A 12,511-nucleotide genomic window follows, 5' to 3' on the forward strand; every position below is an offset into this window, starting at 1 on the left:
CACACCGGGCCGCACCCTTCAAGCGGCCCACGCAATCAACACCACGCGGGCCGCTCACCACTGCCCTTGACACCCCAACCTACATATCAGTTGGGGGCCACCCGCGCGGCCGAGCCCATGCGCTGCTTCGCCGTGTTGCTGCCGGGGCCCACGGGAACGTGCGAGGTCGCCTTGGCCAAGCCGAACAAGGGCATGCCGTTGTACACCACTTCAATCCCGGATGCGGGCACTTGGTACGTCTCGTGCCACACCCCGATGTCCCCGCTGCCCGCGATCTCCTTCATGAACTTCCGCCACGGACCCAGATGCGGCGATTCCCTGTCCGCGGCGAACTTCCGCAAGTGTTCGGGGCTCTCCCAGTAGCTGAGCAGGATGGTGGTCCGGCCAAACCATTGCTCGCTCCCCAGCAGGCCGGCCTCGGGATTCCGGGCCAAGTGCTGCATCATCACGGGCATCGCGGATGCCACCCTTGCAACGCGGCCCGTCTTCCACCAGCGGTTGGCCCGCATTCCGATGAGGAAAACCGTGATGTTGTCGCGGCCGATGTCAGCCGTGAAACGTCCAGGGAAGATCTCCTGTGCCATGTCAGTCCTTCGGTCATTGTTCCTGGTTCCTGGTTTCATAACGGCGTTACGAAACAATGTTATGAAACACTTGGAAGCATGGCAAGACCCATCGTTCACGACCACGCCGTTCGCCAACGGCTACTGGAAATCACCGCGGAGCTCGTGGACCGCGAAGGCCCCGCCCGGGTGACACTGAGGGACGTCGCGGCAGCCGCGAACACGTCCACGACAGCGATCTACTCCCTCTTCGGCGGGAAAGCACAACTGTTGACGGCCGCCGTCGACGACGGCTTCCGTTCCTTCGGCGAGTCCCAGCGCGACGCCTCAAAGGGCGGCCTCCTTGGCCTTGGCCGCGCCTACCGCACCTGGGCCCTCGCGCATCCGGCCTTGTACCGGCTCATGTTCAGCGGCGCCCTGGCCGCCTACATTGACTGCAGCCCGACGCCGGAAGTCGCCTCCGCGTCCATGGCCCCCCTGGTGGAGGCGGTTACCTCCGCGCAGCAAGCGGGCAGGCTTAAAGAGGACCACCCCCAAACGGTGGCGATGGCCATTTGGGGGCAGGTCCATGGGCTGGTGAGCCTGGAACTGGCGCAGATGAACGAACCCGGCACGGACTGGGCGGCCATCTACGAGGCAGCGCTGGAAGGAGTTGCCCGGGCCTGGGCAGCTTAGGACCTCCTAGGCGTACACGTTCTCCAGGAATGCTCCCCAGGCCTTCGCCGTGAGCTCGGAGTCCCCGGAGCCACTGAAATCATGGACCGTCATGCCTACGGGAGCCCCAAAGGCGTTGCGGCCAAAGAAGCGGTACAGGGTGTCATCCGTGCGCAGGCCAAGGAAGTTGTCATTGGCAAAGTCCACCTCGCCCCTCAACTGCCCCACGCCTTCCAGGTCCACGTCGAACGTCGAACCCGCGGCCAATCCCTCCACGCCGAGCGCGTTCTTCAACCGCCGGAATCCATCCGCAGCCTGCGAGGAGCCCGGGGCCTGGATGTCGGTAAAGACCACCGGCCGGCCGTCGAAGTGCTCGAGGTACTGGCCCAAGGTGTGCAGGTAGAACTCAGTGTGCTTGCTGGCGCCGTCGTACTGTTCATCCCAGTTGTCGGCGAAGATCCCGCTGTGGACGTAGTGCAGCTTGGCGCGGCCACCGTCCACCGGTTCCAGGACGTGCTCCAACTGGTTGAACCAGCCGTCAGGCCCATCCATTCGGGTCACGAGGTGTCCCGGGAACTCATCGACTGTCCGGACAGCCGGCCACTGGTCCGTGGGGAACATCCATGCCGGGGTGCCTACCGTAACGGCCTGCCACACCCGCTCGGGAGTTCCGGGAAGCTCGGTATCGGCCACGATTTCGAATTCACGGTTATTTGCCATTGTCCTGGTCCTTTTCTGTGGGAATGTCACTGTCTGATGAGACCTCAACTGAGGGGTTCTTGAGTGCGGGATGAAGCACGACGACGAGGCGATGCTTGCGTCCGCCGCCCGCCGCGGCGGACGGACCGCCGTCGTGGTATTTGTCCACGAGCTGCGTCACTGCAACGCCGAGTTCTTCCGCAAAGGCGGCGCGGTCGGCGGCCGAGCGGAAGGTGATCTCGCCGTCGATCGCGAAACTGGCCAACTTTTTCTTCGCCGCCGCGGCGCCGGAGATCAGCTTCCCCATCTCCTGTACGGTTCGCGAGGCAAGCGAGAGGAGCCAAAAGGCCGAGAACCTGTCCGCAAAGCGCCGCGGATCCGGCGCCACGGAGGCCAGGGCCACCGGCGATATGAGGTAGGAAGCCGCAGTCGCCCGGAGAACGCGCTCCGTGACGTTGCCCTTGCGCCGCTCCTCCACCAACTCCACCAGGCCGTGCTGCTCAAGGGCCTTGAGGTGGTAATTCACCTTCTGGCGCGGCATGCCAACCTTGGCGGCGAGCTGCGTGGCCGACGCCGGCTGGGCCAGCTCCTGCAGGATGCGCGTGCGGATCGGGTCCAGCGAAACCTCCGCCGCGGCCGGGTCCTCGATCACTTCGATATCCAACATGCTTCAAGTCTGCTTACCGACAACTTTTTTTGTCAAGAACTTTTTTATGTTCGGTAGGCACGAATGTATGAGGCCGCGTCCCCACCGCCTCCCCGGCATCGGTATTACGCGCAGAGCGGGCCCGGCAACGGGAGCAACGTAGAATTATCCGGTGATGCAATCCCCCCTCCCCGTGCGCGACGGCGTCAACGCCACCCGCCTCCGCCTCCCGGACGAGGGACCGTGGGACACAGCGATGGACTACATGATGCATCGCTGGGGACACATCGATCCGCAGGGAATCGAGGACCGCTTCGACGCCGGCGAAATAGTTGGCGAAGGCGGCGTGCCGCTCACGCGGACCACCAAGCTGGAGGACCACACCTTCATTTGGTACTACCGCACCCTTCCTCCCGAGACCCGACTGCCCGTGGAAATCACCATCCTCCACCAGGACGAACACATCCTGGTGGTGGACAAACCCCACTTCCTCCCCACGACCCCGGGCGGCACCTACATCCAGGAATCGGCCCTGGTCCGGCTGCGCAACCTCCTGAACCTGCCGGACCTCATTCCCATGCACCGCCTTGACCGCATGACCGCCGGAATCCTCCTGCTCTCCACCAACCCGGAAACGCGCGGTAGGTACCAGGTGCTCTTCGAAAAGCGCCAGGTCCAGAAGGAATACGAGTGCGTGTCCGCGGCGACGCCGGCGCCGGGCTATCCCGCCGTCGAATTTCCTGCCCTGGTCCGGAACCGCATGACCAAGTCCCGCAGCTACCTCCTCGCGGAGGTAGTGGACGGCGAACCGAACGCCGAGACGCGCATCGAACAGACCAGGACGTTCGACGGCGGTGCTGGGCCGCGTGCGCTGTACCGGCTGGAACCCCACACCGGGAAAACCCACCAGCTCCGTGTGCACATGGCCTCACTCGGCCTGGGAATCGTCAACGACGCCTTCTACCCGGACCTCCTGGACAAAGCGCCCGACGATTACTCCAAACCGCTCCAACTCCTGGCCCGCGGCATCCGCTTTGTGGACCCCATCAGCAGGAAACCCGTGGAATACCGGAGCCAGCTCACGCTCAGCGAAGCCCACGGCTAGCCGAGCCGGGTCAACGGCCGAACACGGCGCGGAAGACCGCCGTCGTATCCTCCGAAAACAGCACGAACTCCACCAGGTCCAGAGGGCTCCCCTTGGCGGCACCTCCGGTACCCGACACCGAAAAGGCCGAGACGGCGTCGTGCGCCACCTCGGCAACTTCGCGGGCATCCCAACCGTAGATTCCGGCGCTGATCGCGGGAAACGCGACGCTCCGCGCGCCAAGTTCCCCTGCCACCGCCAGGCTTTCGCGGAAGCACGAGGCCAACATTTCGGGGTCGGTTTGTCCGGCATGCCGGTTCGGCCCTACGGTGTGGATCACCCAGCGCGCGGGGAGCCGGAAACCCGGCGTCCCGACGGCGGCACCCACCGGAAGCCCGTCCGGCAGTCGGGTGCGGCGCAACTCCCGGCATGCGTCCAGGAGTTCAGGCCCGGCGGCCCTGTGGATGGCTCCGTCCACCCCTCCCCCACCGAGCAGTGAAGAGTTGGCGGCATTGACGATTGCGTCGACGCCGCGCGTGGTCACGTCCCCGTGCATGATCTCGATCCGCATTCCGCCAGTCTTCCGCCGCCCGGGCGAAGCGGCAAGAGCCAGCGGGCGGGGTGGCAAGTGCGGTATTTTGTGCCAATGGACTTCACTTCCCCGGACACGTGGGGATCAGCCATCTACTTGTGGGTGGTCCCTTTCGTGCTGGGTGATGCCGTTTTTCCGCCGATCCCCTCGGAGATGGTGGTCATCACCGGTGGCGCGTTGGCCGCCGAGGGCCACGTCAATTTCTGGCTGATCCTGCTGCTGGCCGCCTTCGCCTCCTGGTTGGGCGACATGGCCGTGTACCTGCTGTTCAAGCGGCGCGTCAGCCATGTGCTGGACCGGTGGTCGTGGGGCCGCAAGGTGCACCTGGCCATCCACGAAACCATCGCCAAGGCCGGGCGTTCCTCCGCCTATGGCGCAATCATCGGCGCACGATTCGTTCCCGGTGGCAGGCTGGCCACGTCCGCAGCATCAGGCATTGCCAATGTTTCGGTCCGCGGCTTCAGCCTGTGCGCAGGACTCGGCGGCGTACTGTGGGCCTTGTGGCAGGTGGGCCTCGGATACTTCACCGGGTCCACCACCAAACTGCCGTTTTGGGCCAGTTCGCTGATCGGTGTGGGCGTGGGCCTGGTGATCGGCGTGGTGGTGGGCGTGATCGTCACCCGGCGCCGCGGTGACCGCTCCCCCGTCGATGAACCGTTCGACGGGGACGCACCGCAACCTGACCAGCAGTCCTAGATAGGCGACCAGCGCCCGCGGCTCCGGCGGAGCACGTAGAGGCTGCCGGTCAGGGCCACGCGCTCGACGGCGTCACGCATCATGGCAGCCGACGTCCGGGCCTCATGGTTCTCACCTGTGTAGTCCCGCGCATCCACCATGAACCGCAGGCTGATCTGTGGGACGCCACCAACAATATCCAACTGGTTCGACTCCACGTGGTGCCTGGTACCCAGGGCTTCCACGGCGGCAGCCATCACGGACTCCGGAGCATTGCCCGGCTTGAGGCCCGTGATTTTCAGCTTGGTTTGGAACGATGGCATCCCACTAGCCTAGCCGTGGCTTAGCCGGTGTTGCGCAAGCCGGCGGCCACACCATTGACGGTGATGAGCATGGCCCGCTGGAGCCGTTCGTCGATCTCCGCTCCGGAGACGGACTCTTCACGGACGCGGCGAAGAAGTTCCACCTGCAGGTAGCTGATGGGGTCCAGGTACTGGTCGCGGATTTCGAGCGAACGCTTGAGCGTTGGCTGGGCATCGAGGAGCTCAAGTTCTCCCGTGAGCCGCTCGACCTCAGCCACCGTGAGCTCGTATTCGTCGCGGATCATATGGAACAGGCGGTGCAGCTCGCTGGGAACCAGCGAGGAAACGTAGTGCCCGGCAATCTCCATGTCCGTCTTGGCCAGCGTCATCTCCACGTTGGAGATCACGGAACGGAAGAAGTGCCAACGGTCCATCATCTCCGTGAGCTGTTCCGTGTTGCCGGCCTCGCGGGAAGCCTTCAAGCCGGAGCCGACGCCGAACCACCCCGGGACGATCTGGCGGGACTGGGTCCAGCCAAAGACCCACGGGATGGCACGCAGGCCGCCCAGTCCCGCACCCGAATCCGGGCGCTTGGACGGGCGCGAACCGATGTTCAGGGAACCGAGCTGCTCCACGGGAGTGGACGCCAGGAAGTAGGCCGGAAGATCCTCATCGTCGATCAAAGCCCGGTAACGGGCGAAGGCGGCGTCGGAGATGGTCTCCATGACGTTCGCGTACCGCTCACGCTCGTCCTCAGAAGTGCGCGGAGTCCGGTGCAAGGCCGAACCCTGCATCACGGCCGCCAGCGAGAGCTCCAGGTTTTCGCGGGCAAGTTCAGGCAGCGAGTACTTGTCCGAGATGACCTCGCCCTGCTCCGTGAACTTGATTTCGCCTTCAAGTACACCGTTGGGCTGGGCCATGATGGCATCGTAGGTAGGTCCGCCACCACGTCCCACGGAACCGCCGCGGCCATGGAAAAGGCGCACCCGGACACCGTGCTTCGCAGCGACGTCGCGCAGCTTCCGCTGGGTCTTGTGGATCTCCCACTGGCTGGTCATCACGCCGGATTCCTTGTTGGAATCGGAGTAGCCGAGCATGATTTCCTGGATGTCCCCACGCAAGCGGACAAGTTCACGGTAGGACGGATCGGACAGCAGCTGGTCAACGATCTCGGCCGAGGCGCGGAGCTCTTCGACGGTTTCCAGGAGCGGCGCGAAGCCGATCCGGGCGTGCGGCTTGGCACCGAAGAGGTCGATCAAGCCGGCTTCGCGGGCCAGGACGGCCGCGGCAAGAACATCGTCAGCGCCGCGCGTCATGGAGATGATGTACGTTTCCACCACGTCCGGACCGTATGTGTTCAAGGCCTGGCGAATGCTGCGGAAGACGTCGTATGTGCCATCAGCGGTGCCGTCGAGCTTGATGGGGTGGCCCGAGAGTGGACGGCGGGATGCCAGCTCGGCGCCCAGGAACTCGAAGCGTTCCTCACGGGTGAGCGATGCGTAGGGCTTTTCGGTGCCCAGCCTGTCAACGAGCTGGCCCACGGCGTCGTGGTGGTAATCCGCGTGCTCACGGATGTCCAAGGTGGCAAGGTGCAGGCCGAAAGCCGCGAGGGCTCGCCTGACGCGTGCCAGCGCACCATCGGCCACCAGGCCGGCAGCGTGGTTCCGCAAGGACGATTCGAGCAAGCCGAATTCGGCAAGAAGCTCCGGGGTGGTGGCGTAATCGCGGCCCGGTTCGTGGTGGGTGGACGCCGAAATACGACGACCCGTGTTGATGAGCTTGGCCTTGATGCACGTGAGCTTAAGCCGGTAGGGCTCCTGCCCATTGAGCTCCAGGACCCGCTTGTCCAGTCCTGGAAGCTTCTTCAGGTCCTCCTCGATGGAGTCCAGGAGTTCCTGGTCCGCTCCGAACAGCGCCGTGGAGTTGGACAGGACCGAAATCAGCTCATCGATCAGCGCAATGCCAAGACGCACTGCGTTCTGGTTCTGCAGCTGCAGGATTTCCCGGGTCACGGCGGCCGTGACGTTCGGGTTTCCATCGCGGTCGCCACCGATCCAGGATCCAAAGCGAAGCGGGGCCGCGGCGGACGGAAGCTTGACGCCATGTTCGCCCAGGAGTTCGGCAAGGTCGGTCAGCATTTCCGGCATGGCGTCCGTGAGGATGCTGTTCAGGTAGTAGATGGCGTTGCGGGCCTCGTCCACCGGGGTGGGCCGCACCTGCCGCAGCTCATCGGTCTGCCACATCTGGTCGATGATTTCGGACAACTGCCGGTCCTGGCGGCGGCGGGCGGACGTGCCCTCCAGCGTCGGCTGGGCCAGGACGTCGGAGAGCTTGCGGATCTTGTCCAGCACCGAACGGCGCGATGCCTCGGTGGGGTGGGCCGTGAAGATCGGACGGACGTCCAGCTCGTTGACCACGTCCTGGAGCACCTCCGGGCCGGCCTGTCCCGCGATTTCGGAGACGGCCTTGGCGAGCCAGCCGTCCTTCTCCTGTCGGGTACGGAGACCGCGCACGCGGTGCACCTGCTCGGCAGCATTGCTCAGGTGGAAGTAGAACGCGAAGGCACGGACCAGGTCAGTCGCCTGCTCGAGTGGCAGGGAGGCGAGAAGCTCGCGGACCTGGGCTACGACGTCGTGCGCGCTCCACGGACCCGTAGCATCGGCGCCGCCGCGCGCGGCCTCTTTGGACTCCTTGGTGAGAAGCCGGACCTGCTCCACAAGCTGCAGCAAATCCGGTCCGTGCTGCCGTACCAGGGACTCACCCAGCAGGGTGGAAACCCGGCGTACGTCGGCGCGGAGTTCCGCAGCGAGATCGGTGTCTTGAGGGGCAGTGTGAACCATAGATACTTACCTTCGGGATGTGGTTTGGCTCGTACACTGCGCTGGATACTGTGAGCCCTATTACTTATGTTTCCCAAGGGATATTACCCGCAGCGGCTTGGGCTGCGGGAATGTGTCTCAGATTCTGGCATGGTCCGGGCTACACGTCCGGGCTACTCTGCCCAAGCCTCCTTCAAGGCCTCCCAGTGGGCGCCTTCCATGAGGCTTGCGGGCGTCACGGAGACGGATTGCGCCCCGCCCCGGGCGGCGTCCTTGAGCGCGTTCCGGAACGTGTCGGCCGAAATAATGCCGTCGTTGGCCCACATGCCCAACGAAAGCGACATCCGGGAACCGGCCCTGCGGTTCATGGCGCGCACCAATTCCTCCGTGCTGGGCGCACGCTCATCATTGAGGCCCACGTACTGCCACACATGGAGGCGGTCCACCTGCTTGAGGAGAAGATCGTAGTCATGCCCGCTCTCGGCCCGGTCCCCGGACGCGGACTTCGTGGGACTCCGCACGTCCGTTTCGGCCTTAACGCCAAAGGGCTCGACGGCGGCACTCACCTTCCGGGCGATGTCCGCCACCGCTTCGCTGCGCCACGTCCTGATGTGGGCATCCGCAGTGTCTATGGAGCCGTTGCCCTTCCGGGGCCAGTCCGCTTGGCCGGTGGTGGCTTTGTAGTCCTGCAGGTCATCGGGCCCAAACGTGAAATCGTCGAACATCAACTCCGTCAGGTCCACTGCTGTGGGGTGGTACTTCCGGGCAACCTCGGCGGCCAAGGCAACGAGCCGGGCACCCGCCGCACCGGTCCGCAGGGCAGCAACGCCGGCAAAACTTGTGGACGCCCGGCCATGCACATCGCGGCCTGCCAGTGACGGATCCTCGCTGAGCGCCCGGCCCAGGAGGACATCGATGGTCAGCACAATGTCCCGTTTTTCTCCGTCAGCCGAAGTCCCCACGGCTTTGATGGCCTCGGCAACGTAATCACGTCCGGTGGCCGACACCTCGCCTGAGAAGGATCCCGGCCGTCCGGCCCACGGAAAGGCTGTCCAGTCCGTGCGACCCACGGAAAGCGAGACCGCCGTGGCATTCACGGAGTCCAGCCGTTTGGCAAGCTCGGGAAGATGCTGTGGATCCTTGGTGACGATGTCCTCGAAGCCAAGGTTGACCATCCGATCGCTGGGTCGGGAACCACCCCCTCCCGGTGACGCCACCATGATCACTGTGGACGCAGTTGCTGTGGCAACCATGATTGCGAAGGACAAGATGACCTGTTTCATGCGAGGGACTCCCTTAAGGATTCACTGTCCAGTGCAGTCACCGAAACCACACCAGTGCGTTGGAGCTTGTTCCACCGGGCCGGGCTGCCGCGCAGCTCCTTGACGATCGCGCTGGCCAAGGCGAGTCCTACGAAAACCGAGTAGAAGGGCCAGAGCGGTACCGTCCAGAGGAACCGGAGATCCCGCCAGGAACCGTTGAGGCCGATGGAAAAGACGATCAAAACGAAGGACACGAACAGGCCCAACCAGCCCAGGATGGCAAGCACTTCCCACGGAATGGGTCCCCTGCCTGCCGCGTAGAGAAATGGCAGGATTCCCAGGATCAACAATTGCAGGATGGGTATCAACACCATGGTGAAAGCGTTGAAAACCAGGAACAGCCCGAACGTTCCGTAGGTTGTTTTGCCCAGCATCCCAAAGTGCAGGCGAAGCGTTTGGAGCAGGCCCCGGGACCAACGGACTCTTTGCCGCCACAGCCCTCCCATGGTGGAAGGCGACTCGGCGTAGACCAGCGCCTTGGGCTGGAAGTTCACCCGGTAGCCGGCTTTGTAGACCCGCCAGGTGAGTTCAAGGTCTTCGCCCAGGGTGTCCTCGTGGAAACCGCCCACGCTGCGAACCAGGTCCGCCCTGAACGCACCGATGTTCCCGGAGACAATCGGAAGGCAGTGCATCAGGGAGAGGGCTCGGCGCACCAGCCCGGTGCCGACGTGGCTGAGCACGGCGAGCATCATGGTTTGCACCCTGTTGAGGTTCACGGGCCGGTCATCGCCGCAGACCGCGCCCACTTTGGGATGGTCGAATCCCGCCAGCATGTGGAGCATCGTGTCCGGAGCGAAGATGCCGTCCGCATCAACGAACATCAGGATCTCGCCTTGCGCCGCCTTGATGCCCGTGTTCAGTGCGGCTCCCTTGCCTGCATTCGCGCGCGATATGAACCTGACGCGGTGGTACTCCTCGGCGAGCGCAGCCATGATCTCTGCAGTGGAGTCGGTGGAGCCGTCGTCCACCAGGATGACTTCCAACCGGGAGTAGCGGCTGCTGAGGATCGATTCCACGCAGTTGGTGATGACCACGGCCTCGTTGTAGCCCGGGACGATCACCGAAACCATCGGCTGGGTGCTGAGGACGGAATACTTGTGTTTCACCGGCCGGGGCCGGTGAACGCGGTTGAAGTAGAGCGCCAGCGGAACGTAGATAATCTTGACGGCACCGAACCCAAGGATGATCAGTCCGCCAACCTGGACAAAGGCCAGTGCGAGATCGAGGATGGTCACGCGTTCCTTCCCGACAACTGCTCCTGCGCATGCACTCGAAGCACACTGTCCAGGAGTTCGGGAGCGTGGGCGCTGTTGGCACCGAAGCGGGCGTTGACCTCAAGGACCACCGGGGTACCGTCCGGCATCCGCCTGATGTCGATATCCACGGGACCCTGCAAGCCCAGGGCTTCGACTGCAGACACCGCCAGTGCCGCAACGTCCCGGTCCGCGGAGGCTTCGCTGCGCCGGACCGAAACCGCGTTGCCCACGCGCCCTTCCTTGAGCGCGGTTTTCTCCAGGACCACCACGACGTCTGTCCCGGTGCCCGTCCTATGGAGAACTGGTGCGTATTCCGTCCCAGGAGCAAACCGCTGCACAATGCAGGTGTCGTCCGCCATGGCCCAGGCGTGGGCCGCCCGGGCTCCCCCGTCCATCAACCGCTCCAGGAGCTGCACCCCTCGGCCACCGCGCGAAACCCTCGGCTTGACGACGAGGGGGCCGCCCAGGACATCCATGGCGTGGTGGACGGAATCGAAACTGCTGGGGAGCCCGAAGGGTGGAACGTCAACGCCCGCAGTATGGAGGCACGTCATGGTATGGAATTTGTCGTTCGCGGTTCGGACGGGTGCAGCATCGGCCACCACCACCCGGACACCCGGTGCCAGATCGTCCTTTGCCTCGGAGACCAGCACCAGCTCGTCGCTGACGGTCGGAACAACGACGTGGATGCCGTGTTGGGCGATCAGCCCCCGCAGCTCCCACAGGTAGCCCGGCGCACCAGACCGGGAAACCCTCGCCACCATATCCGCGGAGCGGGTGTCCACCGTCTGCATGTCCACGCCGAGGACCCAATGTCCACGGTCCATGAGTTGGCGGGCCAACGAACTGCCGGCGGGCCCTCCCACGCCTGTCACCAGGAAACGGACCATCAGAACTCCCCTACGGCTGAGCCAAGCAGACGGACGGGTTCGAAGCCTTCCGCGTACGTGGTTTTCACTTGCGACCCGCGGAAGGCGGCAAGGCTGCGCACCCGTTCGGCGCTCATGTAGGGCTTGCCGCGCTGGTCCTTGTGCATGGAAACTGCGTGGATTTTCACGTCCACGTACCCCGCAATGTCCACAAACACACTGGGGTTGAACTGCCGGGTTGCCGACGGGCTTTCGAAGCACAGGATGGACGAGTGGCGCCGCGCGGCGCGCATGGTGGCACTGTGCACGGCCTGGTGGTCCTGGTGGTAGTCGTGACCCGAGTGCGTCATGACCACATCCGGTTGGAACTCCTTGATGAATGCCTCGATCGCATGGACCATCTCCTGGCCGTGCTGGGACAGGTTCGTGTCCCTGAAGTCGTGTACCTGGACTTTGGAGACGCCCATGAACTCGGAACCGGAGGATGCCTCAGACAGGCGCGCTGCACTGTCGCCTCCCCTGCTGCCGGTGCTCATCACCATGGCCCGGACTTCGTGTCCTGCGTCCGCCAACTTGGCGAGCGTGGCGCCGCAGGCCAACTCCAGATCGTCGGGATGGGCTCCGATGGCCAGCACGCGCCTGGGTTGGGCGGCCATGGCGTGATCAATCCGTAGTGTTGGTGCCACCAGGAAGCCGACCACCAAGGCAGCACCGCACAAAAGCACCACCACTGCGCACCAGCCCAAATGCTCGGGACTCAGAACACAGCCCAACAGGGCTGCCATCAGCAGCGCTCCCAAGGCCGCAGTGATCCACCGCAGCCGATGCGGGGACCTGAACCTGCGAACAAACCAATTCCGGCCGACCGGGACCAAGGCCAAAACCACAGCAAGCGCGCCAAGCGAGCCTGCCACGGCAAACACCGTTGCCTTCATACTTCCCCTAAATAACGTGGATGATGCGTACCAACCCGCGTCCGGGTCTTGCCATGAATGAGTGAATGCAAGGGCCAGTTCATGATGTGGATCGG

The 12,511-nt window shown here is 64.3% G+C and carries 13 protein-coding genes; 3 read left to right on the forward strand and 10 right to left on the reverse strand.

The genetic code is table 11. The annotated features are described in order from the left end of the window. Positions 1–86: 86 nt before the first annotated feature. Entirely contained in the window at positions 87–584 is a 498-nt protein-coding gene (locus ACIPY3_RS17050; protein WP_400336044.1) for a DUF4188 domain-containing protein, read from the reverse strand. A gap of 78 nt (positions 585–662) precedes the next feature. On the opposite strand from ACIPY3_RS17050, the gene ACIPY3_RS17055 reads away from it, so the two are divergent. Then, entirely contained in the window at positions 663–1,238 is a 576-nt protein-coding gene (locus ACIPY3_RS17055; RefSeq protein WP_400336046.1) for a TetR-like C-terminal domain-containing protein, read from the forward strand. 6 nt (positions 1,239–1,244) lie between these two features. Here the strand turns inward: ACIPY3_RS17055 and ACIPY3_RS17060 are convergent, their stop codons facing one another. After that, positions 1,245–1,937 carry an SRPBCC domain-containing protein gene (locus ACIPY3_RS17060; RefSeq protein ID WP_400336048.1) on the reverse strand — a complete coding sequence of 231 codons (693 nt, stop codon included), beginning with the start codon at positions 1,935–1,937 and terminating at the stop codon, positions 1,245–1,247. Further along, positions 1,927–2,583: an ArsR/SmtB family transcription factor gene (locus ACIPY3_RS17065; protein WP_400336050.1), complete on the reverse strand. Its 657-nt coding sequence runs from the start codon at positions 2,581–2,583 to the stop codon at positions 1,927–1,929. The genes ACIPY3_RS17060 and ACIPY3_RS17065 overlap by 11 nt, the downstream gene beginning before the upstream one ends. 154 nt (positions 2,584–2,737) lie before the next feature. On the opposite strand from ACIPY3_RS17065, the gene ACIPY3_RS17070 reads away from it, so the two are divergent. Then, positions 2,738–3,667, forward strand: a complete 930-nt coding sequence (locus tag ACIPY3_RS17070) for a pseudouridine synthase (protein WP_400336292.1) — start codon at positions 2,738–2,740, stop codon at positions 3,665–3,667. Between the two features lie 10 nt (positions 3,668–3,677). Here the strand turns inward: ACIPY3_RS17070 and ACIPY3_RS17075 are convergent, their stop codons facing one another. Beyond that, the gene (locus ACIPY3_RS17075) at positions 3,678–4,217 is read right to left on the reverse strand and encodes an O-acetyl-ADP-ribose deacetylase (RefSeq protein WP_400336052.1); all 540 of its coding nucleotides are present in this window, start codon (positions 4,215–4,217) and stop codon (positions 3,678–3,680) included. Positions 4,218–4,292: 75 nt separating this feature from the next. On the opposite strand from ACIPY3_RS17075, the gene ACIPY3_RS17080 reads away from it, so the two are divergent. After that, complete coding sequence (locus tag ACIPY3_RS17080; RefSeq protein ID WP_400336053.1) at positions 4,293–4,934, forward strand: DedA family protein; 642 nt, start codon at positions 4,293–4,295, stop codon at positions 4,932–4,934. On the opposite strand, the gene ACIPY3_RS17085 is transcribed toward ACIPY3_RS17080, so the two are convergent. From ACIPY3_RS17085 to ACIPY3_RS17110, 6 genes are all read right to left on the reverse strand, one after another. After that, the gene (locus tag ACIPY3_RS17085) at positions 4,931–5,236 is read right to left on the reverse strand and encodes a hypothetical protein (protein ID WP_397323785.1); all 306 of its coding nucleotides are present in this window, start codon (positions 5,234–5,236) and stop codon (positions 4,931–4,933) included. The genes ACIPY3_RS17080 and ACIPY3_RS17085 overlap by 4 nt on opposite strands. Positions 5,237–5,256: 20 nt before the next feature. Beyond that, complete coding sequence (gene ppc / locus ACIPY3_RS17090; RefSeq protein ID WP_400336055.1) at positions 5,257–8,055, reverse strand: phosphoenolpyruvate carboxylase; 2,799 nt, start codon at positions 8,053–8,055, stop codon at positions 5,257–5,259. Between the two features lie 152 nt (positions 8,056–8,207). Then, complete coding sequence (locus ACIPY3_RS17095) at positions 8,208–9,317, reverse strand: hypothetical protein (RefSeq protein ID WP_400336057.1); 1,110 nt, start codon at positions 9,315–9,317, stop codon at positions 8,208–8,210. Then, a complete protein-coding gene (locus ACIPY3_RS17100; protein WP_400336059.1) occupies positions 9,314–10,591 on the reverse strand; it encodes a glycosyltransferase in 1,278 nt (425 codons plus the stop codon). Before ACIPY3_RS17100 ends, ACIPY3_RS17095 begins: the two co-directional genes overlap by 4 nt. Continuing rightward, a complete protein-coding gene (locus tag ACIPY3_RS17105; protein ID WP_400336061.1) occupies positions 10,588–11,502 on the reverse strand; it encodes an ATP-grasp domain-containing protein in 915 nt (304 codons plus the stop codon). Before ACIPY3_RS17105 ends, ACIPY3_RS17100 begins: the two co-directional genes overlap by 4 nt. Beyond that, positions 11,502–12,416 (reverse strand): PIG-L deacetylase family protein, encoded by a 915-nt coding sequence (locus ACIPY3_RS17110; protein ID WP_400336063.1) that lies wholly within the window; start codon positions 12,414–12,416, stop codon positions 11,502–11,504. The genes ACIPY3_RS17105 and ACIPY3_RS17110 overlap by 1 nt, the downstream gene beginning before the upstream one ends. Positions 12,417–12,511: the final 95 nt, after the last annotated feature.

Origin of the sequence: Paenarthrobacter sp. NPDC089714 (assembly GCF_044748905.1) — a bacterium.
Taxonomy (GTDB): Bacteria; Actinomycetota; Actinomycetes; order Actinomycetales; family Micrococcaceae; genus Arthrobacter.

Coding starts and splice junctions, on each gene's coding strand:
- ACIPY3_RS17075 (WP_400336052.1), bottom strand. CDS start 4,217: ATGCGGATCGAGATCATGCACGGGGACGTGACCACGCGCGGCGTCGAC.
- ACIPY3_RS17095 (WP_400336057.1), bottom strand. CDS start 9,317: ATGAAACAGGTCATCTTGTCCTTCGCAATCATGGTTGCCACAGCAACT.
- ACIPY3_RS17055 (WP_400336046.1), top strand. CDS start 663: ATGGCAAGACCCATCGTTCACGACCACGCCGTTCGCCAACGGCTACTG.
- ACIPY3_RS17085 (WP_397323785.1), bottom strand. CDS start 5,236: ATGCCATCGTTCCAAACCAAGCTGAAAATCACGGGCCTCAAGCCGGGC.
- ACIPY3_RS17060 (WP_400336048.1), bottom strand. CDS start 1,937: ATGGCAAATAACCGTGAATTCGAAATCGTGGCCGATACCGAGCTTCCC.
- ACIPY3_RS17050 (WP_400336044.1), bottom strand. CDS start 584: ATGGCACAGGAGATCTTCCCTGGACGTTTCACGGCTGACATCGGCCGC.
- ppc (WP_400336055.1), bottom strand. CDS start 8,055: ATGGTTCACACTGCCCCTCAAGACACCGATCTCGCTGCGGAACTCCGC.
- ACIPY3_RS17065 (WP_400336050.1), bottom strand. CDS start 2,583: ATGTTGGATATCGAAGTGATCGAGGACCCGGCCGCGGCGGAGGTTTCG.
- ACIPY3_RS17105 (WP_400336061.1), bottom strand. CDS start 11,502: ATGGTCCGTTTCCTGGTGACAGGCGTGGGAGGGCCCGCCGGCAGTTCG.
- ACIPY3_RS17070 (WP_400336292.1), top strand. CDS start 2,738: ATGCAATCCCCCCTCCCCGTGCGCGACGGCGTCAACGCCACCCGCCTC.
- ACIPY3_RS17080 (WP_400336053.1), top strand. CDS start 4,293: ATGGACTTCACTTCCCCGGACACGTGGGGATCAGCCATCTACTTGTGG.
- ACIPY3_RS17110 (WP_400336063.1), bottom strand. CDS start 12,416: ATGAAGGCAACGGTGTTTGCCGTGGCAGGCTCGCTTGGCGCGCTTGCT.